This window comes from Bradyrhizobium sp. NBAIM18, assembly GCF_020193825.1.
Classification (GTDB): domain Bacteria; phylum Pseudomonadota; class Alphaproteobacteria; order Rhizobiales; family Xanthobacteraceae; genus Bradyrhizobium; species Bradyrhizobium yuanmingense.
On the sequence record NZ_JADYVO010000008.1, the window covers coordinates 111,936 to 134,757 of the forward strand.

22 protein-coding genes are annotated in these 22,822 nt (G+C 64.6%); 13 read left to right on the forward strand and 9 right to left on the reverse strand.

All coding sequences use genetic code 11. The features are described 5' to 3' along the window. Positions 1–146 precede the first annotated feature (146 nt). The gene (locus tag I6F17_RS19645) at positions 147–1,397 is read left to right on the forward strand and encodes a flavin-dependent oxidoreductase (protein WP_225125642.1); all 1,251 of its coding nucleotides are present in this window, start codon (positions 147–149) and stop codon (positions 1,395–1,397) included. Between the two features lie 9 nt (positions 1,398–1,406). Here I6F17_RS19645 and I6F17_RS19650 read toward each other — a convergent pair whose 3' ends face one another. Together I6F17_RS19650 and I6F17_RS19655 are read right to left on the reverse strand one after the other, a co-directional pair. Beyond that, entirely contained in the window at positions 1,407–1,862 is a 456-nt protein-coding gene (locus I6F17_RS19650) for a cupin domain-containing protein (protein ID WP_225125644.1), read from the reverse strand. Between the two features lie 105 nt (positions 1,863–1,967). Next, complete coding sequence (locus tag I6F17_RS19655) at positions 1,968–3,143, reverse strand: ABC transporter substrate-binding protein (RefSeq protein ID WP_225125656.1); 1,176 nt, start codon at positions 3,141–3,143, stop codon at positions 1,968–1,970. Positions 3,144–3,421: 278 nt separating this feature from the next. Here I6F17_RS19655 and I6F17_RS19660 point away from each other — a divergent pair, with 278 nt between their 5' ends. The 3 genes from I6F17_RS19660 to I6F17_RS19670 all read left to right on the forward strand — a co-directional run bounded on the left by I6F17_RS19660 (position 3,422) and on the right by I6F17_RS19670 (position 6,228). Continuing rightward, positions 3,422–3,913 carry a MarR family transcriptional regulator gene (locus tag I6F17_RS19660; RefSeq protein WP_036043987.1) on the forward strand — a complete coding sequence of 164 codons (492 nt, stop codon included), beginning with the start codon at positions 3,422–3,424 and terminating at the stop codon, positions 3,911–3,913. A 143-nt stretch (positions 3,914–4,056) separates the two neighbouring features. Then, positions 4,057–5,748 carry a benzoate-CoA ligase family protein gene (locus tag I6F17_RS19665; protein WP_225125658.1) on the forward strand — a complete coding sequence of 564 codons (1,692 nt, stop codon included), beginning with the start codon at positions 4,057–4,059 and terminating at the stop codon, positions 5,746–5,748. Positions 5,749–5,763: 15 nt separating this feature from the next. Beyond that, positions 5,764–6,228, forward strand: coding sequence for a RidA family protein (locus I6F17_RS19670; RefSeq protein ID WP_225125660.1), 465 nt, complete (start codon positions 5,764–5,766; stop codon positions 6,226–6,228). 12 nt (positions 6,229–6,240) lie between these two features. On the opposite strand, the gene I6F17_RS19675 is transcribed toward I6F17_RS19670, so the two are convergent. Beyond that, positions 6,241–6,969 (reverse strand): CBS domain-containing protein, encoded by a 729-nt coding sequence (locus I6F17_RS19675; RefSeq protein WP_225125662.1) that lies wholly within the window; start codon positions 6,967–6,969, stop codon positions 6,241–6,243. Positions 6,970–7,174: 205 nt separating this feature from the next. Between I6F17_RS19675 and I6F17_RS19680 the strand changes: the two genes are divergently transcribed. Beyond that, on the forward strand, positions 7,175–9,001 hold the full coding sequence (locus tag I6F17_RS19680; protein WP_225125664.1) for an alpha/beta fold hydrolase: 1,827 nt from the start codon (positions 7,175–7,177) through the stop codon (positions 8,999–9,001). On the opposite strand, the gene I6F17_RS19685 is transcribed toward I6F17_RS19680, so the two are convergent. Genes I6F17_RS19685 through I6F17_RS19695 form a run of 3 tightly spaced genes read right to left on the reverse strand, consistent with a single transcriptional unit; the run spans position 8,998 to position 12,529 of the window. Next, positions 8,998–9,984: a CHAD domain-containing protein gene (locus I6F17_RS19685; protein WP_036043922.1), complete on the reverse strand. Its 987-nt coding sequence runs from the start codon at positions 9,982–9,984 to the stop codon at positions 8,998–9,000. The two genes, I6F17_RS19680 and I6F17_RS19685, sit on opposite strands and share 4 nt — an antisense overlap. Beyond that, positions 9,984–11,522, reverse strand: a complete 1,539-nt coding sequence (locus I6F17_RS19690) for a bifunctional aminoglycoside phosphotransferase/ATP-binding protein (protein WP_225125719.1) — start codon at positions 11,520–11,522, stop codon at positions 9,984–9,986. Before I6F17_RS19690 ends, I6F17_RS19685 begins: the two co-directional genes overlap by 1 nt. 23 nt (positions 11,523–11,545) lie before the next feature. Beyond that, positions 11,546–12,529, reverse strand: coding sequence for a zinc-dependent alcohol dehydrogenase family protein (locus I6F17_RS19695; protein WP_036043920.1), 984 nt, complete (start codon positions 12,527–12,529; stop codon positions 11,546–11,548). 178 nt (positions 12,530–12,707) lie between these two features. Between I6F17_RS19695 and I6F17_RS19700 the strand changes: the two genes are divergently transcribed. After that, positions 12,708–13,541: a universal stress protein gene (locus tag I6F17_RS19700; protein WP_225125666.1), complete on the forward strand. Its 834-nt coding sequence runs from the start codon at positions 12,708–12,710 to the stop codon at positions 13,539–13,541. A 64-nt stretch (positions 13,542–13,605) separates the two neighbouring features. Next, entirely contained in the window at positions 13,606–16,299 is a 2,694-nt protein-coding gene (locus tag I6F17_RS19705) for a bifunctional acetate--CoA ligase family protein/GNAT family N-acetyltransferase (protein ID WP_225125668.1), read from the forward strand. 9 nt (positions 16,300–16,308) lie between these two features. On the opposite strand, the gene I6F17_RS19710 is transcribed toward I6F17_RS19705, so the two are convergent. Together I6F17_RS19710 and I6F17_RS19715 are read right to left on the reverse strand one after the other, a co-directional pair. Beyond that, the gene (locus I6F17_RS19710; RefSeq protein WP_225125670.1) at positions 16,309–16,797 is read right to left on the reverse strand and encodes a phage holin family protein; all 489 of its coding nucleotides are present in this window, start codon (positions 16,795–16,797) and stop codon (positions 16,309–16,311) included. After that, positions 16,798–17,073: a hypothetical protein gene (locus I6F17_RS19715; protein ID WP_036043901.1), complete on the reverse strand. Its 276-nt coding sequence runs from the start codon at positions 17,071–17,073 to the stop codon at positions 16,798–16,800. A gap of 177 nt (positions 17,074–17,250) precedes the next feature. Here I6F17_RS19715 and I6F17_RS19720 point away from each other — a divergent pair, with 177 nt between their 5' ends. The 3 genes from I6F17_RS19720 to I6F17_RS19730 are packed head-to-tail and all read left to right on the forward strand — an operon-like array spanning position 17,251 to position 20,264. Next, positions 17,251–18,387 (forward strand): ABC transporter permease, encoded by a 1,137-nt coding sequence (locus I6F17_RS19720; RefSeq protein WP_036043916.1) that lies wholly within the window; start codon positions 17,251–17,253, stop codon positions 18,385–18,387. Between the two features lie 2 nt (positions 18,388–18,389). After that, positions 18,390–19,157: an ATP-binding cassette domain-containing protein gene (locus I6F17_RS19725; protein ID WP_225125672.1), complete on the forward strand. Its 768-nt coding sequence runs from the start codon at positions 18,390–18,392 to the stop codon at positions 19,155–19,157. A gap of 3 nt (positions 19,158–19,160) precedes the next feature. Further along, positions 19,161–20,264: an ABC-type transport auxiliary lipoprotein family protein gene (locus I6F17_RS19730; protein ID WP_225125674.1), complete on the forward strand. Its 1,104-nt coding sequence runs from the start codon at positions 19,161–19,163 to the stop codon at positions 20,262–20,264. A 7-nt stretch (positions 20,265–20,271) separates the two neighbouring features. Here I6F17_RS19730 and I6F17_RS19735 read toward each other — a convergent pair whose 3' ends face one another. Beyond that, entirely contained in the window at positions 20,272–20,589 is a 318-nt protein-coding gene (locus I6F17_RS19735) for a cytochrome c (RefSeq protein ID WP_081493895.1), read from the reverse strand. A gap of 151 nt (positions 20,590–20,740) precedes the next feature. Between I6F17_RS19735 and I6F17_RS19740 the strand changes: the two genes are divergently transcribed. The 3 genes from I6F17_RS19740 to I6F17_RS19745 all read left to right on the forward strand — a co-directional run bounded on the left by I6F17_RS19740 (position 20,741) and on the right by I6F17_RS19745 (position 22,726). Further along, the gene (locus tag I6F17_RS19740) at positions 20,741–21,454 is read left to right on the forward strand and encodes a helix-turn-helix domain-containing protein (protein WP_036043897.1); all 714 of its coding nucleotides are present in this window, start codon (positions 20,741–20,743) and stop codon (positions 21,452–21,454) included. Positions 21,455–21,547: 93 nt separating this feature from the next. Continuing rightward, the gene (locus tag I6F17_RS37765; protein WP_275970700.1) at positions 21,548–21,676 is read left to right on the forward strand and encodes a hypothetical protein; all 129 of its coding nucleotides are present in this window, start codon (positions 21,548–21,550) and stop codon (positions 21,674–21,676) included. A 321-nt stretch (positions 21,677–21,997) separates the two neighbouring features. Next, positions 21,998–22,726 carry a Crp/Fnr family transcriptional regulator gene (locus I6F17_RS19745; protein ID WP_036007486.1) on the forward strand — a complete coding sequence of 243 codons (729 nt, stop codon included), beginning with the start codon at positions 21,998–22,000 and terminating at the stop codon, positions 22,724–22,726. The last annotated feature ends 96 nt before the right edge of the window (positions 22,727–22,822 follow it).

Genomic DNA, 22,822 nt, shown 5'->3' on the forward strand with positions numbered 1-22,822 from the left:
ACCGGCAGGATCTTGAGGAGCTGAGAATTAAGGCTAAGCCCAAGACCCGGACCGAGCTCAAGGCGGAGGCGACAAAGCCGCTTGCGGCGGAGTGACCGCCCGTGCGACGTTAACCCATTGCCTGCGGTTCGAGTGGAGTTAGGGCGATGAAGGCGATTATCGTCGGTGGCGGTATCGGTGGTCTCACGACGGCTTTGATGTTCCGCTCGCGCGGCCTGGATTGCGAGATCTTCGAGCAGGCCGACACCATTCGCGAGCTCGGCGTCGGCATCAACACGCTGCCGCACGCGATGCGCGAGCTGGCCGGCCTCGGCCTGCTGCAGAAGCTCGACGAGGTCGCGATCCGCACCGATCAGCTCTATTATCTCAACCGCCATGGCCAGGAGGTCTGGCGCGAAGCTCGCGGCATCGACGCCGGCCACGATGTGCCGCAATTCTCGATCCATCGCGGCCGGCTTCAGGGCGTCATCCATCGTGCCGTCGAGGAGCGGTTGGGCCGTGAGGCGATTCACACCGGCTGCCGGCTCGGCGCCTTCACGCAGGACGAGGGCGGCGTTACCGCTTACTTTTTCGACCGCTCCGGTGCCCATGTCCACACGGCGCGCGGCGATATCCTGATCGGCGCTGACGGCATTCACTCGCGCGTCCGCGAGACGCTGTTTCCGAACGAAGGGCCGCCGTGCTGGAACGGCCTCATGCTGTGGCGCGGTGCGCGCGACTGGCCGCTGTTTCTCACCGGCAAATCGATGATCGTGGCCGGCGGTCTCAATGCCAAGGTGGTGATCTATCCGATCGCGGAAGGATCGAGCCCGGCGAGCCGCCTGACCAATTGGGCGGTGCTGGTGAAAGTGGGCGAGGGCAACGCGCCGCCGCCGCGGAAGGAAGACTGGTCGCGGCCGGGTCGCCGCGAGGAGCTGATGCCGCACGTGGCGCGCTTCTCGGTGCCCTATATCGACGTGAAGAGCCTGATCTCGGCAACGCCCGAATTCTACGAATATCCGACCTGCGATCGCGATCCCTTGCCCTATTGGTCAATGGGCCGGGTCACGCTGCTCGGCGATGCCGCGCATCCGATGTATCCGGTGGGGTCGAACGGCGCCTCGCAGGCCATTCTCGACGCCCGCTGTCTTGCGGATGTGCTGGTGCGCGCCGAACACCCGCGTCAGGCCTTGCTCGAATACGAGAAGAAGCGTCTGCCGATGACGGCCGAGATCGTTCGCTCCAACCGGCGCGGCGGGCCGGAGGGCGTCATTGACGCGGTCGAGCAGCTCGCGCCCGACGGTTTCGACAATGTCGACAACGTCCTGAGCTATTCCCAGCGCGAGGCCATCGTGCGCGGCTATGCCACCAAGGCCGGTTTCGCCGCGGTGCCCGGACTCGCGGCGGTGCGCGCCTGAAGCGCTCCGCTAGCCGCCGGGCGGCGGCGGCAGGAAGTGGATGTTGAACTCGGCGGCCATCGCCACGACGTCCTCGGGCTTCTGCTCCTTCATGTTGTGAAGGCCCCAGAACAGGTCGAACAGCTTGCGGCTCGGCGAGACCCAGAACAGCACCTTGGCGGTCTGCTCCGACTTGTTGAAGATGCCGTGCGGCACGCCCATGCCGAGGCGGATCAGGTCGCCTGCACTTGCCTGCGCCTCCGAATTGCCCAGCATGAAATCGAGCTTGCCCTCCAGCATGTAGAGATACTCATCCTGGTCGGGGTGAATGTGCGGCGGCACGAAGGTGCCCGGCGGCAGCGTCGCGTGCCAGGAGAAGCTGTTCTCCGCGTGGCTCTTCGGCACGTAGGTCTGGCCGAGGATGTTCCAGGAAATGCCCTGGATTCCTTCATTGGCCCGCGTGATGCCGGTGATTTCGCTCTTCATTGCAGTCCTCCCGTAGCGCGCTGCGCAGCTATTGTCAGAGCATGATCTTCATCGGCAACCGCTGCGCACTTTGCGCTAGTGCGGCCCTTCGGGTGCGGATCATGCTCAGTTCGACCCCTTGCAGTCCTTGGCATAGCGGTCGCCGTAATTCTCGAACACCTTCTGCACGATCTCGGTCTGGAACTTGCCGTCCGGACGCTTGGCGACCTTGGTCAGGTAGAAATCCTGGATCGGATAATTGTTGTTGTTGAACTTGAAGGCCCCGCGCAGCGAGGTGAAGTCGGCCTTCTTCAACGCGGCGCCAACGGCCTCCTTGTTGGAGAGATTGCCCTTCACGGCCTTGACGGCGCTCTCGATCAGCATCGCGGCATCATAGGCCTGGAAGGCGTAGGTGCCGGGAACGCTGTTGTAGGCGGCCTCATAGGCGGCAACGAACTTCTTGTTCTGGGGATTGTCGAGATTGGGCGCCCAGTTCGCGCCACCGAACATGCCCACCGCCGCATCCTGCTGTGCCGGCAGGGTCGATTCATCGACCGTGAAGGCCGAGAGCACCGGAATAGTATCGGCGAGCCCGGCCTGCCGGTACTGCTTGACGAGATTGACGCCGAGGCCGCCCGGCATGAATGTGAACAGTGCATCGGGCTTCTGCGAGGAAATCTTGGAGAGCTCCGGCTGGAAATCCAACGTGTTCAGCGGCATGTAGGACTCTTCGACGATCTCGCCCTTGTAGTCCAGCTTGAAGCCAGCCACCGAATCCTTGCCCGCCTGATAGTTCGGCACCATCAGGTACATCCGCTTGTAGCCGCGGTCCTGCGCGACCTTGCCGAGGATCTCGTGCACCTGATCGTTCTGATACGAGGTCACATAGAAGAACGGGTTGCAATCCTTGCCGGCGAAGGTCGACGGACCGGCATTGGGGCTGATCAGGAAGGTTTTCGACTCCGTGATGGGCCGATGGATGGCCTGGAGGATGTTGGAGAAGATCGGCCCGACCACGAAGTCGACCTTCTCACGTTCCAGAAGGCCCTTCACCTTGGTCACCGCAGCATCCGGCTTCAGCTCATCGTCGACGACCACGACCTCGACATCGCGGCCGCCCATCTTGCTGCCGAGATCCTTCACGGCGAGCGCGAAGCCGTCGCGAACCTGCTGGCCCAGTGCTGCGGCGGGCCCCGACAGGGTCACGATCACACCCAGCTTGATTTTTTCCTGGGCGAGGGCAGGGGTCACCACGGTGCCGAGTAGCATCGCAGCTGCGGCCAAGGTCATTTTCGTCTTCATGATCTGTCCCTTGTGACGATTGGCTTGCGCTGCAAGCCACGTACTTCAATCCAAAGCTTATGCCGATGACGGCGGCCCCGGCAAGCCGAGCGCGATGCGTCGCATCCTGCGGGCAGTTGTGCATGCAAGCTGCGCGCCAATTATTTGAAGCCTAAAGAAACTGGCGTGCGGTCGATTGTTGCAGCTTTGGACTTGCGGCCGGCTCGGATTTATTTGAAGCTCAAAACGTTGGGGAATCCGTGCCCGCGCCGAGGCCGGCCGTGAGTGACTGCATCGACATGCTCGATTCCGAGACCAAGGCCGTCGAAACACCGGAGGACCACGCCGAAGAGCTTCGGCTGTGGCTGCGGCTCTTGACCTGCACGACGCTGATCGAGGGCGAGGTGCGCGGCCGGCTGCGGCAGCGGTTCGACGTCACGTTGCCGCGTTTCGACCTGATGGCACAGCTCGACAGGGCGCCTGACGGCATGACGCTGTCCGATGTCTCCAAGCGCATGATGGTTTCGAACGGCAATGTGACCGGGCTCGTGGAGCGCCTGGTGGAATCAGGCCATCTCGACCGCCGGACCTCGGAGACCGATCGCCGCGTCCAGGTGATCCGGCTGACCAAGCTCGGGCGTGCCGAGTTCCGCAGGATGGCCGCCGAGCACGAGACCTGGATCGCCGATCTCTTCGCCGACCTCTCGCCGAAGGACGTGCGGGAATTGATGCGCCTCCTCGCCAAGACCAAGGGGTCCGCGCAGAAATCGGCCGCCCGCCGCCGGCCGTAGCTCTGCGGGCGCGACGACCCCACCTTTTGCCCCATGAAAAAGCGCGGGATGCCCAAAATCCCCTATTGCGCCGAATTGTTTTAAGCCTAAAATGTTTTCCAGATCGTGCTGCCGGGTGCAATCCATGCTGAAAGGAGCGTGCGATGGCCAACGCCGCCAAGATTCAAGGGACGGGCTCGTATGACGGCAGCGCCGCAACGGCCCACGTCGATACGTTCGCGCGGCAACATCTGCCGCCGCGCGAGCTCTGGCCCGAATTCATCTTCACGCGGCCGGAACTGAACTATCCGCCGCGACTGAACTGCGTCAGCTATTTCCTCGATCGCTGGGTCGAGCAGGGCCATGGCGACGCTCCTTGCGTCATCAGCCCGGCCGTCAGCTACACCTACCGCGAGCTGCAGGCGCTGGTGAACCGCATCGCCAATGTGCTGGTTGGCAAGCTCGGTCTCGTCACCGGCGGGCGCGTGCTGCTGCGCTCGGCCAACAATCCGATGATGGTTGCGACCTATCTCGCGGTGATCAAGGCCGGTGGAATCTGCGTGGCGACGATGCCGCTGCTGCGCGCCAAGGAGCTGTCCTATCCGATCCAGAAGGCGGAGATCACGCTGGCGCTGTGCGACGGAAAGCTCGCCGAGGAGATGGAGAAGGCGAAAGCTGCTGCGCCCGGTCTCGATCGGGTCGTCTATTGGGGCAATGGCGCGGCGGATTCGCTGGAAGCGTTGATCGCCGATGTCAGCCCGGAGTTCGAGGCGGTCGATACCGCCGCCGACGACATCTGCCTGATCGCCTTCACCTCGGGCACGACCGGCGATCCCAAGGGCACCATGCATTTCCATCGCGACATGCTCGCGGTCTGTGACGGCTATGCGCGCAACATTCTGCGCGCCGAGCAAAACGATCGCTTCATCGGCTCGGCGCCGCTCGCCTTCACCTTCGGCTTTGGCGGCGTGCTGTTTCCGATGCATATCGGCGCCTCCTTCGTCGTGCTGGAGAAGACGACGCCGGACGACATTCTGAATGCGATCGAGCAGTACAAGACCACGGTCTGCTTCACGGCGCCGACCGCATACCGCGCCATGCTTGGCAAGCTCGCAGGCCGCGACATTTCTTCGCTCTGCAAATGCGTCTCTGCGGGCGAGACTCTGCCCAAGCCGACATTCGATGCCTGGCTCAAGGCGACCGGGATCAAGCTGATGGACGGCATCGGCTCGACCGAGATGCTGCACATCTTCATCAGCGCGACCGAGGACGAGATCCGCCCCGGCGCCACCGGCAAGCCCGTGCCGGGCTATGAAGCCAAGATCGTCGATGATGAGGGCCGCGACGTGCCGCCCGGAACGATGGGCTTTCTCGCCGTGCGCGGGCCGACCGGCTGCCGCTATCTGGCCGACGAGCGGCAGCGGAAATACGTCCAGAACGGCTGGAACATCACCGGCGACACCTATTTGATGGATAGCGACGGCTATTTCTGGTACCAGTCGCGCTCCGACGACATGATCGTGTCGGCCGGCTACAACATCGCAGGAACTGACGTCGAAGCGGCGCTGCTTACGCATCCGGCGGTCGCCGAATGCGGTGTGGTTGGCGCGCCGGACGAGGCGCGGGGCATGATCGTCAAAGCCTATGTCATTGCCGCGCCCGGCGTGACGCCTGACGCTCAGCTGGTGGCCGAGTTGCAGGAGCACGTCAAACGCGAGATCGCGCCGTATAAATATCCGCGCGCCATCGAGTTCGTCGCGCAATTGCCGAAGACCGAGACCGGCAAGCTGAAGCGCTTTGCCCTGCGGCAGCTGGCGCAGGCTGCAGTGACGTCCTCAGGCGTCGCCGCGGAATGAGAGAAGGATAGAGAATTGTCTGTGACGACGCCGAAAAGCCCGCAATTCGCGGTGCTACCGACCGCAGCCGAGGATAAAACGCGCACCAAGGCGCTGATCCTGCAGCCGTCAGGCTGGCCGCTGCCGAAGGGCTATGCCAACGGCATGGCTGCCGAAGGACGTATCGTCGTCACCGGCGGGGTGATCGGCTGGGACGCCGAGGAGCGTCTCGCCGACGGCTTCGTCGCGCAGGTGCGCCAGACCCTGGACAACATCGCAGCGATCCTGGCCGAGGCCGGTGCCCGGCCCGAGCACCTCGTGCGCCTGACCTGGTACGTCGTCGACATGGACGAGTATCTGGCCAATCTGAAGGAGCTCGGCAAGATCTACCGCGACGTCTTCGGAACGCACTATCCAGCGATGGCCCTGGTTCAGGTCGTGCGCCTCGTCGAGAAGGCGGCGCGCGTCGAGATCGAAGCCACCGCCGTCATTCCGAGCTGAACTCCGCGGCGATCAGCTCGCTTTGGCGAGCTCGTCGTCTTCGGGCGAGTTGAGATAGACGCCGGATATGGTGTCGACCCAGCAGAGATGATCGTGCACCTTCTTCACGCCCTCGACGTTCTCTGCGGCGACGATCGCGGCCTGTCGAGCGCGCTCTTCAGTGATGACGCCGCTGAGATGAACGATACCGTCGCGCACGATGACGTTCAGCCCGAACGGGCACCAGTCGTTCTTCTCCATGGTGTCGATGATGCGGCTGCGAATGTGGTCGTCATCGGCGGTCGGATCCGGCACTTCGCGGGCGAGCCCGGCCACGGCCTGTAACAGGTTGGCGCGGGACACAATTCCGACGACCTTGTCGCCGCGCACCACCGGCAGCCGCTTGACATTGTTTCGCTCCATGAGGTCGACGATCTCCGCAAGCGCCGTATCCTCGGTGATGGTCACGGGCAGGTCGGTCATCACTTCCGAGACCTTGCGGCCGTGTTCGTGAACGAAGTCGCTGGCGGATTTGCCCGGACCGAGGATGAACCGCAGCCAGCGCCCGCGCTTGCGCCCGGTGCCGATCTCGCTGCGGCGGATGAAATCTCCTTCCGACACCACGCCCACCAGCTTGCCGGTAGCGTCGACCACCGTGAGGCCGCTCACATGTCGCTTCAGCATGATATTGGCCGCCTCGACGATGCTGGTGTCGGGGGTAACCGAGATGACCGACCGGGTCATGATCTGGTGGGCGCGCATGGACAACTCCGCTGGCATGTCAATTTCAATGGACAAAGCCTAGTGAGTCCATCGGGGTGCGGTTTGACTCAGGTCAAGCGGACAAAGCTTGCCTTGATTGACCGATTTTGATCCGTGCCGCGATTTGATGCAGCTCAACGCGCGGCGGAAGCGTCGCCATATCCTGCCGGAGGCGTAGAACGGAAGCCCGCAGGAACAATGAGCCATGAGCGTCGTAAAAATATTTCCACGGGCCGAAGCGCCGCTGCAAGCTCCCGCTACCAGGCCGGCTGCCGGGATTCACGAAAGGGTCGCAGGCACGCCGGCTGACTGCACTTGCCCGCAAACAACGGATTCGTATCCACTCGATCGCGCGTTTCATGCCATGCTGGCGCGGTTCACGGGCGGAATCTCGCCTGTGGCCTTGTCGCTCGCCTGGCTCGATTGGGGCGCGCATCTTGCGGCGGCGCCTCAGCACCAGATGGAGCTCTTCCGCAATATCTTCCGCGACTCAGGCCGCTTCCTGGAAGCTGCCGCTCACGCGACATCCAAAGAACCATGGTCCGTCATTCGGCCGCAGGCGCGGGATCGCCGCTTCAAGGACCGGCAATGGGAAGCCGCGCCGTTCAATCTGCTTGCGCAGGCGTTTCTGCTCACCGAGCGCTGGTGGCACGATGCCACGACCGGCATACGCGGCGTGTCGCACGCAAATGAGGCCATCGTCGAGTTCTCGATGCGCCAGATGCTCGACATGCTGGCGCCCTCGAATTTCGCCGCCACCAATCCGCAGGTGCTGGAAAAAGCGTTCCAAAGCGGCGGGGAGAACTTCGTGTTCGGCTGGCAGAACTGGTGCAGCGACCTGATGCGCCTGCTCTCTGGCTCGAAGCTGGCCGGCGAGGATCAGTTCGTCGTTGGCAAGACGGTGGCGGCTTCGCCCGGCAAGGTCGTCTACCGCAACGGCCTGATCGAGCTGATCCAGTACCATCCGACGACTGCGCAGGTGCGGCCGGAGCCGATTCTGATGGTGCCGGCCTGGATCATGAAGTACTACATCCTCGATCTGTCGCCGCAGAATTCCCTGGTCAAATACCTGACCGCTCAGGGCTTCACCGTCTTCGCGATCTCCTGGCGCAATCCGGATGCGAACGATCGGGATGTTGCCTTCGACGACTACCGCAAGCTGGGCGTGATGGCCGCGCTGGACATGATCGGGCAGATCGTGCCGGGCCGGAAGATCCATGCGCTCGGCTATTGCCTTGGCGGGACGTTGCTGTCGATTGCCGCGGCGGCCATGGCGCGGGACGGCGATAGCCGTCTCGGCACCGTCACGCTTCTCGCGGCGCAAACCGATTTCACCGAGGCCGGCGAATTGACGCTGTTCATCAACGAGAGCCAGGTTGCCTTTCTCGAAGACATGATGTGGCAGCGCGGCTATCTCGACACGACACAGATGGCGGGCGCGTTCCAGCTCCTGCGCTCCAACGAGCTGATCTGGTCGCGGCTCTCGCGTGATTATCTGATGGGCGACGGCTCGCCACCGAGCGACCTGATGGCTTGGAATGCCGACGCCACGCGGCTACCCTATCGCATGCACTCGGAGTATCTGCGCAAGCTGTTCCTGAACGACGATCTGGCGGAAGGTCGCTATCGGGTCGAATGCCGGAGCGTCTCGCTGTCCGACATTCATACCCCGATGTTCGTGGTCGGCACGCTCGCCGATCACGTGGCGCCCTGGCGATCCGTCTACAAGATCCACTATCAGGTCGATGCCGACGTAACGTTCCTGTTGACCAGCGGCGGTCACAATGCCGGTGTCGTGGCGCCTCCGCAGGAGGAGGGCCACTTTTATCAGGTGCTGACCAAGGCTGCCGATGCGCCCTATGTCGGTGCCGACGAATGGCTGAAGCTGGCTCCGCGCATTGAAGGCTCGTGGTGGCCGGAATGGACCAATTGGCTGGCGGCACGTTCCGGCGCGCCCTGCGATCCGCCGCAGATCGGACTTGGCGACGCCCTCGGCCTGCCGGATGCGCCGGGGGACTACGTCCGCACCTAAGCCTCCGGCTCCGATCTCGGCGCGAGATCCGAAGAGCGGAACGGTTTGGCCTTGTCCAATTTGCGATAGGCCGTTGACGCCTTCCGCAACAGCTTCTTCTCGCGTTTGCGGTTGAGGAAGCGACGGCTGGCCTCGATGCCGGCGCCATTCAACGACGCCGCTAGTGCTTGTCCGCGCGCATCGTCGTTCAATTGACCGAGCGACCGTTGTGCCTTGCGCAATTGCTTGAGGATGGACTTTTGCTTCGTCGCCACCCCATCGGCGAACAGATCCGCAAGCGACTCGACCGAGTAGGTCATCCGCTTGTTGAGCAGCCGCAGCTTGTGACGTTTCTCGACATCGAGCTTCTTCAGCTTCCGGGCCTTCTTGAGCAGCGTCGTCTCCCACTCGGTCAGCCGCTCCGTCGCATGGTCGGCGAGGGTGCAGCGGCGCAACCGGATCGCTTCCTTGCTGCGGCGGGTCGACCAGGGGCCGCTTTCGATCCACGTCGAGGTTTGCTCGACCAGGCGGCGATACCGCGCCGATTGCAGCGCACGCGCCAGCAGCCGATGGCTCTCCGCGCGTTTCTCGTCCCAGCGCTGAAGCTCGGCGACCACGGCGAGCTCGTCGCCACTCTCTGCGACGATCCGCTCGATGGCCACGTCGAGGTCCCGCACCATGCCGAGCTGACTGTTCAGCCATTTCAGTTCGGCCCAGACTTCCGGTCGCACGTTATCGTCGACCATCGGCGAGAAGAAGCGGATGGCAGTCCGCAGATGAGTCAGTGCGATCCGGATCTGGTGCAGTGCATCCGGATCGCCGCGGCAGGTGCCGTCGTGCTGAGCGATCACCGCGCCGAGGTGTCGGCGGGCGATGATGCGGAAGGCCGTGTCGCAGGCCATGCCGGGGCTGAGGCGGGCGGGCAGGACATTGCGCCGCGTTGCCGGCTTGGCATGCGTATTTGCCGTCGAGCGCGTGGTGGATCGCGACTTCCTTGCCCGCATCAGTCTGATTGCCTTGTTTGCCCCTCAGCGATGACGTTCCGGCAGTTCTGAAGCGTCTGCTCTTGTGTCCCGGATGCATCGATGGTCGCCCAGCCGACATGGCCGATATTATAGCGCTCTTGCAGCGCGGCAACCTCCGGCGTGGCGTCCGATGCGTCTCCCCGGCGGTTGCCGATGCGCGCTTGCCGGGTTGCAAGGTCTGCGACCAGGAACAGCCCGTTCAACGTCACGTTGCACTCGCGCGCCAGCGCAGCGATCGCATCGCGTTCGTCCTCGCGCGCGAATACGCCGTCGACGATCGCCGAATGGCCCTGCGCCAGCACCCGGCGGGCCTGCTGCACCAGCGTGTCATAGGCGCGGGCCGTGACCTCCGGCGTATAGGCTGAAGGCGGCAGGCGGTGGGTGTCCTCGACCCCGAACATCTGCTTGCGGACGACATCGCTGCGCAGCACGACGGCGCCCGGCTCCGGTGCCACGACCGGCGCAAGCCCGTGCGCCAGGGCGGTCTTTCCGGTGCCCGACAGTCCACCGACCGCAATCAGGCACGGAGCAGGAGGGCGGATCAGCGTCCCGGCGAGGTCGAAATAACGCCGTGCCTGGTCGACAATGCCGGGATCGTCGGAGTGCGGCGGTTTCAGTCGCGCCAGCGCCACCTGGGCGCGGATCGCCGCCCGGATGGACATGAACAGCGGCAGGGTCGAGAGCGCATCGAGATTGTCGGCCGGCGTCGCGGCGAGATAGCGGTTCAGCACCATGTTTGCCGCGCTCGGCTGGTGGTGCTGCAACAGGTCCATCAGCGTGAATGCGAGATCGTAGAGCACGTCGACCGTCGCCATCTGCGCGTCAAACTCGATCGCGTCGAACAGCACGGGCCGATCATCGATCATAACGATGTTTGCCAGATGCAAATCGCCGTGGCAGCGGCGCACGAAGCCCCGGCTGCCGCGCCCTGCGAGCAGGGGACGAATACGCAGATAGGCCGCATGCGAAGCCTTCCCGAGTTGCTCGATCGCGTCTGCGCTGAAATGGCCGCCGGCCCGCAGACCATTCGTGTTGCCGTCGATCAGGCCCGGAATGGAGGATACCCATGCCTTTCCGTCGGCGCGCGTCGCCGCCGCATGCGAAGCCGCGATTGCGTCAGCGGCGTCCGAGGCAAGCTTCGCGTCCAGCGGTCCCGCCTCGGCCAGATGATCCAACGTCCTGCTTTCGTCGAAGCGCGACATGTCGACCGCATACTCGATCGGCCGGCCGGCGCCCTCGACCTTCACCGATCCATCCGGCTCTTCCGTGATCGCCACGACGCCATGATAGATCTGCGGCGCCAGGGGCCGGTTGATCCGGATCTCCTCCTCGCAGGCCGCCTTGCGCTTTTCGAGCGTCGAATAGTCGAGGAAGGGAAACCGGACGGCGCGCTTGATCTTCAGCGCGCGCTTTGCGTCCAGGAACACCGAGGCGGCATGCGTGTCGATGCGCATCACGTCGGGATGGTCGGTCAGCATCCGAAAGATGCGCTCCTGAGCCGCCGTGTCATCCTTCATCGAAGCGGACATGGCAAGCACCATCAGGGCGTCAGCACGGCCGCGCCGAGGATCTGGCCATTCCGCAGCATGGTCAGGACCTCATTGGCCTGATCGAGCGGAAACGCCGTCGTCTCGGTGCGCACGCCGGCTTGCGGCGCGACCTTGAGAAAATCGAGGCCATCCTGCCGGGTCAGATTGGCGACCGAGACCAGCTGCCGTTCCTGCCACAGCAGATCATACGGAAAGCTTGGAATGTCGCTCATGTGGATGCCGGCGCAGACGACGCGACCACCTTTGCGCACGGCGCGCAACGCCGCCGGGACCAGCTCGCCGGTTGGCGCGTAGATGATCGCGGCGTCGAGCGGCTCGTCGGGCACCTGGTCCGATGACCCCGCCCAGACAGCGCCCAGACGGCGGGCAAGATCTTGTGCAGCGGCATCGCCGGCCCGCGTGAATGCATGGACGGAGCGTCCCTGCCAAGCCGCGACTTGCGCAATGATGTGGCCGGCCGCGCCGAAGCCATAGAGGCCCAGCCTCTCGGCGGGGCCAGCCAGGACCAGCGAGCGCCAGCCGATCAACCCCGCGCACAGCAGGGGCGCAATCTCCACGTCGCTGCCGGCCTCGCCGAGCGGAAAAGCGTAACGTGCGTCGGCGATGGTGTGGGTCGCGTAGCCGCCGTCGCGCGTGTAGCCGGTGAACAGCGGTGCATCACAGAGATTTTCCATACCCTCGCGGCAGAAGCGGCATTTTCCGCAGGTGAAGCCTAGCCAGGGAATGCCGACCCGGTCACCAGGCGCATGTGTCGTCACATTCGCACCGATGAGGTCGACCCGGCCGACGATCTCGTGGCCAGGCACGATCGGATAGCGGATGCCGGGCAGCTCGGCATCGACGAGATGAAGATCGGTCCGGCATACACCACAGGCGCTGATCTTCACCCGGATCTGACCCTCGCCCGGCATCGGGTCGGACCGCTCCTCCATCCGGAGCCGCGCTCGTGGGGCCGGCAACACCATCGCACGCATGTCTGTCTCCGGGGCGAACCGCTCCGACTGAACTATTCATAGAACGACCGAGTGACCAGTCCTTGACGTCAGTCAACGCCTGTTTCCCGGGCTGATCGGACGGAGTTTCCCCCGGTCTTGACGCGGATCAAGGGTCTCGACGACAGCCCGCCTATCATGGTGGCTCAGGAGAATTCCGATGCCCATCAAGGATGTGTTTCTGCCCCTTGTCGGCCAGCCACGCGGGCCAGCCCTGGTTGCGATCGAGAAATGCGTTTCTGTCGCCGCCGATCTCGGCGCCAGGATCACCGCGCTCGCGCTCGAGGAAGATGTTTTCGAGCGACCGAAGGTGATGCTGCCCGACGATCGCGAATTCGCGCAGGCCAGCCTCGAGGCGAGCGACATGCAGCAGCTGCTGAATGCCTTCACCGATGCGGCTTGCTGCGCCAACGCCCGCGCCCAGAGCCGGTCGGGCAAGGTGCCTGCGGATCAGATCGGAGCGATCCTGGCCGAGCACGCCCGCTTCAGCGACCTCACGCTGGTTCCCGTGAAACCGCATGACAGTCGAACGGAGACCATCGTGGAGGCGCTGTTGTTCGAATCCGGCCGACCGCTTCTGCTCTGTCCTGAACATCGCGCCGACGAGCTCCGGCCCGAGTTCGAGAACGTCGTGATTGCATGGGATCATTCGGCACGGGCCGCGCGTGCGGTCGGCGATGCGTTGCCTGTTCTTCAGGCTGCCAGTTCGGTTCGTGTGCTGACCGTGGCGGAGGACGAGACGGACGCGGTCGTCCGATCCGGAACGGCACTCGTCGACCATTTGCGGGAACACGGCGTCTTTGCCTCGTTCGAAACCACAAAGGGGGGCGGCCGCTCGACCGGCAAAGTATTGGGAAGCTGGGCGAATTCCCATGGCATCGATGCCATCGTGATGGGCGCCTACCATCATTCGCGCCTGAACGAGATCGTGTGGGGCGGTGTGACAAAGACCGTCATTGGCCAGCCACCATGCTGGGTTATGATCTCGCACTAGGCGTCTTCTTCCAGCCGGATCGTCCAATCATCGGAACCGCCGCTGGCGCGGCGCATTTGTTTTCATGTCGACTTATCGTCTAAACAACCTGCTGTCGCCGCGCTCGGTTGCGCTCGTCGGCGCGAGCGCGCGTCCGGCGTCCGTTGGACGCGCGGTCCTGGAAAACATTCGGAAAGCGGGATTCAAGGGGCGGTTTGGCCTCGTCAATCCGCGCCACGCCGAGATCGGCGGCCTCGCGGCGGTGAAGAGCCTGGACAGGCTGGACTTCGTGCCCGAGCTCGTCGTCGTCACCGCGCCCGCGGGCGAGATTCCAGGCATCGTCGAGCAGGCCGGCCGTCGCGGATCTGCGGGTGCGCTGATCGTCTCGGCCGGTCTCGGCCAGGGACCGGGATCGCTGCACGAGGCGACCAGCGCTGCCGCCCGCAAACACGGCATGCGGCTGATCGGGCCGAACTGCCTCGGCATCATGATGCCCGGCGTCAGCCTGAATGCCAGTTTCGCCGCGCACATGCCGGGGGCCGGCAACCTCGCGCTGATCTCGCAATCGGGCGCCATTGCCGCCGGCATGGTGGATTGGGCCGCGCAGCGCGGCGTCGGCTTCTCCGGCATCGTCTCGATCGGGGATCAGATCGACGTCGACATTGCCGATCTGCTCGACCATTTCGCGATGGATCACAAGACCAGCGCGATCCTGCTCTACATCGAGGCGATCAAGGACGCGCGCAAGTTCATGTCGGCGGCGCGCGCCGCCGCGCGGGTGAAGCCGGTCGTCGTGGTGAAGTCCGGCCGCATGGCGCAGGGTGCGAAGGCCGCTGCCACGCATACCGGGGCGCTCGCCGGTGCCGACGCCGTCTATGACGCGGCGTTCCGCCGCGCGGGCGTGCTGCGGGTGTCCGACCTGCGCGAGCTGTTCGACTGTGCCGAGACACTCGGCCGCGTCGAATCGCCGACCGGAAAGCGTCTCGCCATCCTGACCAATGGCGGCGGCATCGGCGTCCTCGCCGTCGATCGATTGGTCGAGCTCGGCGGTATTCCGGCGACGATCTCGACTGATGCGCACAGGAAGCTCGATGCGGCGCTGCCGCCGACTTGGTCGGGTGCAAACCCCGTCGACATCGTGGGCGACGCCGATGCTGCGCGCTACGCAGCGGCGCTGGAGGAACTGCTGGCCGATCGCGACAACGACGCAGTCCTCGTCCTCAACGTGCAGACCGCGATCTCATCGGCCGCCGAGATCGCCAAGACCGTGACGGAGCTCGTGGCCAAGTATCGCGAGCAGCACCGGCGATGGGCAAAGCCCGTGCTGGCGGCCTGGGTCGGCGCCGATCAGCACATCATCCAGGCACTCTCCAGCGCCGGCGTGCCGAACTATCCGACCGAGGACGACGCCGTGCGCGGCTTCATGCATCTGGTCCGGCACCGCGAAGTGGTGGAGGAGCTGACCCAGGTGCCTCCCGCGATGCCCGATACGTTCGTTCCGGATGCCAGCGGGGCGAGAGAGATCGTCACAGCCGCGATCGCGGACGGCCGCCAGTGGCTCGAACCCGTCGAGATCAAGCACCTGCTCGAAGCCTACGATATCGCGATGGTGCCGACCTATGCGGCAGCAGACGTCGAGCAGGCGGTGACCTATGCAAAGGACATCTTCGCCCAAGGCGGCACCGTCGTGCTGAAGATCATGTCGCGCGACATCACCCACAAATCCGACGTCGGCGGCGTCGTGCTCAATCTGACGTCGCCGGAGGCCGTCCGTGCGGCGGCGACGGACATTCTTGCGCGAGCGCGGAAGCTGCGGCCCGAGGCGCGCATCGGCGGCGTCATCGTCCAGGCCATGGTCGTCAAGGCAAAGGCGCGCGAGCTGATCCTCGGCCTTGCCGACGATCCGACCTTCGGCACGGTGGTGGTTTTCGGCCGCGGCGGCACGGCGGTGGAGATCATCAACGACAAGGCGCTGGCGCTGCCGCCGCTCGATCTGCAACTGGCCCGCGATCTGATCGACCGCACGCGCGTGTCGCGGCTGCTGAAGGCCTATCGGGACGTGCCGGCGGTCAAGCACGACGCCGTCGCCATGGTGCTGGTCAAGCTGGCGCAGATGGCGGCCGACATTCCCGAGATCCGCGAATTCGACATCAACCCGCTGCTGGCGGACGAAACCGGCGTGACCGCGGTGGATGCCCGCGTCGCGGTCGGACCGCCACAGCGGAAGTTCGCCGGCTCCGGCCCGGCCAATTTCGCCGTTCGCGCCTATCCGTCGCAATGGGAGCGCCGCCTCAAGCTCAAGGAGGACTGGCGCATCTTCGTGCGGCCCATGCGCCCCGAGGACGAGCCGACCATCCACGAATTCCTGCGTCACGTCACGGCGAACGACCTTCGCCTGCGCTTCTTCGCCCCGATGAAGGAGTTCACCCACGAATTCATCGCACGCCTGACCCAGCTCGACTATGCGCGCGCGATGGCCTTCATCGCATTCGAGGAGGCCAGCGGCGAAATGGTCGGCGTGGTCCGGCTCCATTCCGACTCGATCTACGAGACCGGCGAATACGCGATCCTGCTGCGGTCCGACCTCAAGGGCAGGGGACTCGGCTGGGCCCTCATGCAGCTGATCATCGACTACGCGCGGTCGGAAGGATTGAAGACCATATCGGGCGACGTGCTGCAGGAGAATACCGTGATGCTCGACATGTGCCGGCAGCTCGGCTTCGAGGTCAAGCCGGACCCGGCCGAGCCTGAGATCTGCGACGTCAGGCTCAAGCTCTGAGCGTGTCGGCTACGATTGCGCCTCGGCCGAACTGGCATCATTGGACGACCTGGCCGTCGTCCGCAGAGTCTTGATGATGATCGCGATCAGCGGCAGCAGCACCGGCACGATCGTGCTCAGCGGGTGGTGCACCGCGCCCGACACCTGGGCCTGGAGCGCACGGGCCTCGAGCTGGAGGGCTTCGATGGAGGTGTCGTGAATTTCGTTGGCGAGCTCGATGTCACGCCCCGACGGAGCGCTGCCGGCGATCAGGAAGAGAGCGGCCGCGATGACGAAATTGACGGCGCCGAGGATGGCAGCCGCCGCAATCGCGCTCCAGATCTGCACCAGTGCGAAATAGGCCGACAGCTCCAGCATCAGCAGCCCGAACGCGGCGATCAGCGCCGCGAAGGCACGCAGGCCGAGGCCGATCAGCAAATGGCGCAGCCTGATGTCGGCGATGATCCTGTCGGTGCGCCACAGCACGCGCAGATGTTTGACGACATTCTCGGTATTCACCTAGTGTCTCCTCAGCATGAAGCCGACAACCACGCCCAGCGCGAAGGCAGAGGCGAGCGATGTGATCGGACGCTCCGCAACGAGGCCCTGGAGCGTCTCCCCCTCCTGTTCGATGGTCTCGCCGAGCTCGGCGAGTGCGGCCCTGATCTGATCGGCGAGCGCATCAGTGCGAGCTTTCGAGCTCTCGAACATCTCCTCGCCGGCGGTGCTCAACAGGTGCGTGACGTCGACCTTCAGCGTGCGCAATTCCTCGCTCATCCTGTCACTGTCGAACATGGATTTGGTGTCCTCATTAAATTCAAACGAGTCTAAGACCAGCCCGTGCGATCGCGCTTGATTTGCGTCAAGAGGCGGAGCCCGTTCGGGGTCTTGAGACAGGTCAATCCGGCCGCCACATGCTGGCCTAGAAATGCCGGCTGAATGGGGATCAATTGTCCCGATGAGGTGGAAAGCGTGAACCACGAACCGCTGCTGCACGCGACGCCGTCCGGCGACGTGCTGAAATTGCGCCCCGAGGGGCCCTGGACCGCCGCGAACGTGGTGACGCTCGAGACCTTGTCCCGCTCGGTCGGGGCCGACGTCGATCGTTCGCGCGCCGTATCCTTGGACATGTCGGGGATCAGCGCGCTCGATACGCTCGGCGCCTGGGTCCTGGAGAAGCTGTCGCGCAGGGCCGCCTCGTCAGGCAGGCCAGCCGAATTCGTCGGCGTCGCCGATCATTTCAGCGGGCTGATGGACGAGGTGCGCCAGGTCAACCGCCGCACACCGGCTCCGGCGGCCGCGCCCAATCCGGTTCTGGCGCGGCTGGGTGATCTCGGCAAGTCCGCGGTCGGCGCGCGGGAGGACGTCACGATCTTCCTCCAGATGCTCGGCGCCTTGTTCATGGCCGTCGTCGGCGTGCTGCGCCGGCCGCGTTCGCTGCGGCTGACCTCTCTGGTGTATCAGCTCTACCGCATCGGATGGCAGGCGATCCCCATCATCACGCTGATCACCTTCCTGATCGGCGCCATCATCGCGCAGCAGGGCTTCTTCCACTTCCGTAGATTCGGCGCGGAATCATACACGGTCGACATGGTCGGCATCCTGGTGCTGCGCGAGCTCGGCGTGCTGATCGTCGCCATCATGGTCGCGGGAAGGTCGGGGAGCGCCTACACGGCCGAGCTCGGCTCGATGAAGATGCGCGAGGAGATCGACGCGCTCTCGACCATGGGGCTCGATCCGGTCGACGTCCTGATCCTGCCGCGCGTTGCGGCCCTGGTCGTTGCGCTGCCCATCCTCACCTTCATCGGATCGATCGCCGCGCTCTATGGCGGCGGGCTGGTCGCGCAGTTCTATGGCGACATGGGGCCGGCGATCTACATCGCGCGCCTGCACGAGGCCATTTCCGTCGCGCATTTCCAGGTCGGCATCCTGAAGGCGCCATTCATGGCGCTGGTGATCGGGATCGTGGCCTGCAGCGAGGGATTGCGCGTCAAGGGCAGCGCGGAGTCGCTTGGGCGGCAGACCACGACGTCGGTGGTGAAATCGATCTTCCTGGTGATCGTGCTCGACGGCCTGTTCGCGATCTTCTTTGCCTCGATCGGAATGTGACAATGGACGGACCACAAGACGAGTTCGCCATCCGCGTCCGTGACCTCGTGGTCGGCTTCGGCCGTCAAACCGTGCTCGACCATTTGTCGCTCGACGTCCGCCGCGGCGAGATCCTCGGGCTGGTGGGCGCATCCGGCGGCGGAAAGTCGGTTTTGATGCGGACCATCATCGGCCTTATCCCGCGCCGGAGCGGGAACATCGAGGTCATGGGACAAGCCGGCGGAAGCCACGACCGCGGCGCTGCGATGGCATGGGGCATCCTGTTTCAGCAGGGCGCGCTGTTCTCCTCCTTGACGGTGCGCCAGAACGTCCAATTTCCCTTGCGCGAAAATCTGGTCCTGTCGCAGGAGCTGATGGACGAGATCGCGATCGCCAAGCTCGAGATGGTCGGCCTGCGCGCCGAGGACGCCGACAAATACCCGGCGGAGCTGTCCGGCGGCATGACCAAGCGCGTGGCGCTGGCGCGCGCGCTCGCGCTCGATCCGCCGATCCTGTTCCTGGACGAGCCGACCTCGGGCCTCGACCCCATCGCCGCCGGCGAGTTCGACACGCTGATCAAGACGCTGCAAAAGACCCTGGAGCTCACCGTGTTCATGGTGACCCATGACCTTGCGAGCCTGACCACGGTCTGCGACCGCGTCGCCGCGCTCGCCGACGGCAAGATCGTGGCGATCGGCCCGATGCGCGAATTGCTGCAATCCGGGCATCCCTGGGTGCGCGCCTACTTCCACGGCAAGCGCTCGCAGATGCTGCAACACGAGATGAGATGAGAGATGGAAACCCGCGCTCCCTATGTGCTGATCGGCAGTTTCGTGCTGGCCGCGATCGTCGCAGTGTTCGGCTTCGTCTATTGGCTGAACAACACCGGCGGCATCGGCCCGCGCACCAGCTACCACGTGCAATTCCAGGGGCCGGTGCCCGGCCTGCTGGTCGGCGCCGGCGTGCTGTTCAACGGCATTCGGGTCGGAGAGGTCACCCAGCTCGGGCTCGCGCCTGATAACCCGCGCTTCGTCAATGCCACGATCTCGGTTGCCACCGCGACGCCGGTGCGTGCCGACACTAAGGTCGGCCTCGAATTCCAGGGCCTGACCGGCGTTCCCGTGGTGACATTGGAGGGGGGCGTGATCGTCGCCAAGTCCGGCGAGCTGACGACCTTGATCGCGGAGGCCGGCGCAGGCCAGAGCATGACGCAGGCGGCGCGCGATGCGCTGCGGCGGGTCGACACGGTGCTTCAGGACAATTCCGGTCCGCTGAAGGACACCATTGCCAATTTCAAGACCTTCTCCGACGGGCTCGCGCGCAACACCGGCAAGATCGACGGCATCCTGGCAGGCCTCGACAAGATGACCGGCGGCGGCACGCCCGCGCAGAAAGTCACCTACGACCTGCGCACGCCGCAGAATCTCGGGCCGGCCGGCAAGACGCTATCCGCCTCACTGGCCATTCCCGAGCCGACGGCGGTGGCGATGCTGCAGACCCAGCGCATGCTGTTCGCGCCTAGCGGCGACAGGCCGGGCTTTGCGGACTTCCTCTGGGCTGACAGCATTCCGAAACTGGTGCAGGCGCGCCTGATCGACAGTTTCGAGAACTACGACATCGCCCACGCCCCGCTGCGCACGACGGATCTCGGGCCGGCGGACTACCAGCTCCTGCTCGACATCCGGCGCTTTCGGATCGCGACGGATGGGGAGGCTCGGGCCGAGATCGGACTGTCGGCTCGGATCGTCGACAAGAATGGCAAGGTGATCGCATCGCGGCTCATCGAGGTCAGCGAAAAGCTCGACAAGGTCGAACCGGCCGCTTCAGTCGCCGCCTTCGATGCCGCCTTCGCGCGCATCGCCAAGGAGCTGATCGGATGGACCGTGCAGGCGGTGTGAGGGGCGACTATTCCAGCGTCTTCAGATAGGACAGCAGGTCGTGGATCTGGTCCGGGCTGAGCGCGAAGGCTGGCATGTCGGCATGTCCGGTGGAGATCCCCTCGGCCAGCGCCTCGCCAAGGCTGTTGATCGGATAGCGCCGATGCAGGGTGCGTAGCGGAGGCGCGATCTCCAGCGGGCTCTTGGAGGCGCGGTCGATCGCGTGACAGCGTGCGCAATTGGCTCGGGCGAAAGCCTTGCCGCGTTGTTCGGCGGCCGGGGCCGCGAGCGCAGGCGTGATCAGAAGCAGCCCAATCAGGCCGTGACGCAGTGCTCTTTGCAGCATGGAATCATCCCGTCGAACCGTGAACGCAGAATAAGAGCGGGATGCCAGCCAAATTTGATCTGGGTCAATCGGCTGCGGCACGGTGCAGTAAAATGCAGCCGCGCGGTGGACTCGGCCTGACGTCGGGAGCGGCCGGCGCGGGGAGCGATGGATGAAGCCTTCCGTGGTCACGAGTGAGCCGAACGGACATTATTGCGACGATTGTGCCGTGCGTGGAGCGGCGGTCTGCTCGTCGCTCGATGCAGCCGAACTCCGGGAGTTCGAACATCTCGGCCGCCGCGTCCATTTCGATTCGGGCGAGACCGTGTTTTCCGAGGAGGACATCACGACCTCGTTCTACAACGTCCTCGAAGGCGTCATGCGGCTGTACAAGCTGCTGCCTGACGGCCGGCGGCAGATCGTCGGCTTTGCCTTGCCCGGTGATTTCCTGGGGATGAATTTGTCCGGCCGGCACAATTTTTCGGCCGATGCGATCGGCGCGGTGAACGTTTGCCAATTCCCAAAAGGACCTTTCGGCCGTTTCATCGAAGACCGGCCGCAATTGCTCAGGCGCATCAACGAACTGGCCATTCGCGAGTTGAGCCAGGCGCGCGACCACATGGTTCTGCTCGGTCGACGCTCCGCGGACGAGAAGGTCGCCACCTTTCTGCTCGGCTGGCGTGAGCGGCTGGTCGCGCTCAAGGGTCCGTCCGACATGGTCGCGCTTCCAATGAGCCGCCAGGACATTGCCGATTATCTCGGCCTGACTATCGAGACCGTCAGCCGCACCTTCACCAAGCTGGAGCGCCTGGGCGTGATCGAGATCATTCACGGCGGCATCAGCCTGCTCGATCCGGCCCGCGTCGAGGCCATGGCCGCAGCCTGACCTCTCGTCCACGCCGTCTCGGCCAAATTTGATCCCGATCAATGACGGCGGCCATCCTCCGCAAAATACTGCCGGAAACAAATCCGGGAGGGAATGATGCCTGCTGACGCGTTGCTGGTGACCGTTGTCGTCGTCGCGATCTTTGTCGTGTTCGCCGCAGTTCTGGCCTGGGCTGACCGGCAAACCAGGGCGGGCCGGCTTGATCCGGATTCCAGGCACTGAAGCCTTCTGCAGGTGCAGGTGCAGGTCCAAGTCCAGGTTTAGGTCCGAGTCCAGGTTTAGGTCCGAGTCCGGCGCGCCAGGGCCGATGCTCGCCTGGGCGGGCGCCCCCCGTCGGCAGCGTTTCGACGCAATCGGGGTTTGCGTAATCCGCAACTCTGCGTCGAAGAAGACGCATCGCCGCAGCTTTTGGCTGCTGACTTCCTCGTTACGGGCCTTTTCGTGGCATTTGCCTCAAATCGCGCGCGTGCTTTCCGGTTGAAATGCCTGGTAACGTTGACTACGCAGGAACTCAGTGCCTCGTAGTCTTAGGAGCCCCGCGGCGTGCCTCAGGACAAGACCGGCGATCCCCGACAACCGGCGGGCAACAAACTATCGGTCCTGCGCAAGCACCCGATCTTCGCGGATCTGGAGCCGGAAGCGCTCGATCAACTCTGCCGCTACGCCAAGCACACCACCGTCAAGCGTGGAGCGACGATCGCCGCCAAGGGCGATCCCGGCAACAGTCTGTTCGCGGTGATCGCGGGGACAGTCAAGATTTCCTCCTCATCGCCTGATGGGCGGAACGCTATTCTCAATCTGATCGGCCCCGGAGAAATCTTCGGCGAGATCGCCGTGCTCGACGGCGCGCCCAGGTCGGCGGATGCGACCGCCAATACCAATTGCGAGCTCTACGTCATCGATCGCCGGGACTTCCTGCCGTTCGTGAAGAGCCAGCCGGCGCTGGCGATGAAGTTCATCGAGCTGCTGTGCGCGCGTCTGCGCTGGACCAGTCAGCAGGTCGAGCAGGTGATCCTGCAGAATCTGCCGGGCCGGCTTGCCAGTGCACTGCTCGGTCTCACCGAAGAGCGCAAGCTGGATTCCGGCAGCGGCACGCTCGCCATCACGCAGCAGGAGATCAGCGAGATGGTCGGGATGACGCGCGAGAGCATCAACAAGCAATTGCGCGCCTGGGCCGGCCGCAACTGGGTCCGCCTCGAGCACGGCGCCATCGTCGTGCTCGATACGGACGCGCTGCGCGAGCTCGCCGAGAGCGGCCTCGGCGGCGAGTGACGCGTCGGCCTAACGGTCGATGCTGGCGACCGCGCGGAGCCTCGATTGAAGGCGTCAAGTCACGGGCTAGCGACGTCGAGCCAGCCCGCCATACCC

What these genes read in the sequence shown, in the direction of transcription:
- I6F17_RS19725 (WP_225125672.1), top strand. Translation starts at nt 18,390, where the DNA reads ATGGACGGACCACAAGACGAGTTCGCCATCCGCGTCCGTGACCTCGTG.
- I6F17_RS19650 (WP_225125644.1), bottom strand. Translation starts at nt 1,862, where the DNA reads ATGAAGAGCGAAATCACCGGCATCACGCGGGCCAATGAAGGAATCCAG.
- I6F17_RS19700 (WP_225125666.1), top strand. Translation starts at nt 12,708, where the DNA reads ATGCCCATCAAGGATGTGTTTCTGCCCCTTGTCGGCCAGCCACGCGGG.
- I6F17_RS19730 (WP_225125674.1), top strand. Translation starts at nt 19,161, where the DNA reads ATGGAAACCCGCGCTCCCTATGTGCTGATCGGCAGTTTCGTGCTGGCC.
- I6F17_RS19735 (WP_081493895.1), bottom strand. Translation starts at nt 20,589, where the DNA reads ATGCTGCAAAGAGCACTGCGTCACGGCCTGATTGGGCTGCTTCTGATC.
- I6F17_RS19715 (WP_036043901.1), bottom strand. Translation starts at nt 17,073, where the DNA reads ATGTTCGACAGTGACAGGATGAGCGAGGAATTGCGCACGCTGAAGGTC.
- I6F17_RS19690 (WP_225125719.1), bottom strand. Translation starts at nt 11,522, where the DNA reads ATGAAGGATGACACGGCGGCTCAGGAGCGCATCTTTCGGATGCTGACC.
- I6F17_RS19655 (WP_225125656.1), bottom strand. Translation starts at nt 3,143, where the DNA reads ATGAAGACGAAAATGACCTTGGCCGCAGCTGCGATGCTACTCGGCACC.
- I6F17_RS19645 (WP_225125642.1), top strand. Translation starts at nt 147, where the DNA reads ATGAAGGCGATTATCGTCGGTGGCGGTATCGGTGGTCTCACGACGGCT.
- I6F17_RS19705 (WP_225125668.1), top strand. Translation starts at nt 13,606, where the DNA reads ATGTCGACTTATCGTCTAAACAACCTGCTGTCGCCGCGCTCGGTTGCG.
- I6F17_RS19685 (WP_036043922.1), bottom strand. Translation starts at nt 9,984, where the DNA reads ATGCGGGCAAGGAAGTCGCGATCCACCACGCGCTCGACGGCAAATACG.
- I6F17_RS19675 (WP_225125662.1), bottom strand. Translation starts at nt 6,969, where the DNA reads ATGCGCGCCCACCAGATCATGACCCGGTCGGTCATCTCGGTTACCCCC.
- I6F17_RS37765 (WP_275970700.1), top strand. Translation starts at nt 21,548, where the DNA reads ATGATGCCTGCTGACGCGTTGCTGGTGACCGTTGTCGTCGTCGCGATC.
- I6F17_RS19740 (WP_036043897.1), top strand. Translation starts at nt 20,741, where the DNA reads ATGAAGCCTTCCGTGGTCACGAGTGAGCCGAACGGACATTATTGCGAC.
- I6F17_RS19665 (WP_225125658.1), top strand. Translation starts at nt 4,057, where the DNA reads ATGGCCAACGCCGCCAAGATTCAAGGGACGGGCTCGTATGACGGCAGC.
- I6F17_RS19680 (WP_225125664.1), top strand. Translation starts at nt 7,175, where the DNA reads ATGAGCGTCGTAAAAATATTTCCACGGGCCGAAGCGCCGCTGCAAGCT.
- I6F17_RS19660 (WP_036043987.1), top strand. Translation starts at nt 3,422, where the DNA reads ATGCTCGATTCCGAGACCAAGGCCGTCGAAACACCGGAGGACCACGCC.
- I6F17_RS19695 (WP_036043920.1), bottom strand. Translation starts at nt 12,529, where the DNA reads ATGCGTGCGATGGTGTTGCCGGCCCCACGAGCGCGGCTCCGGATGGAG.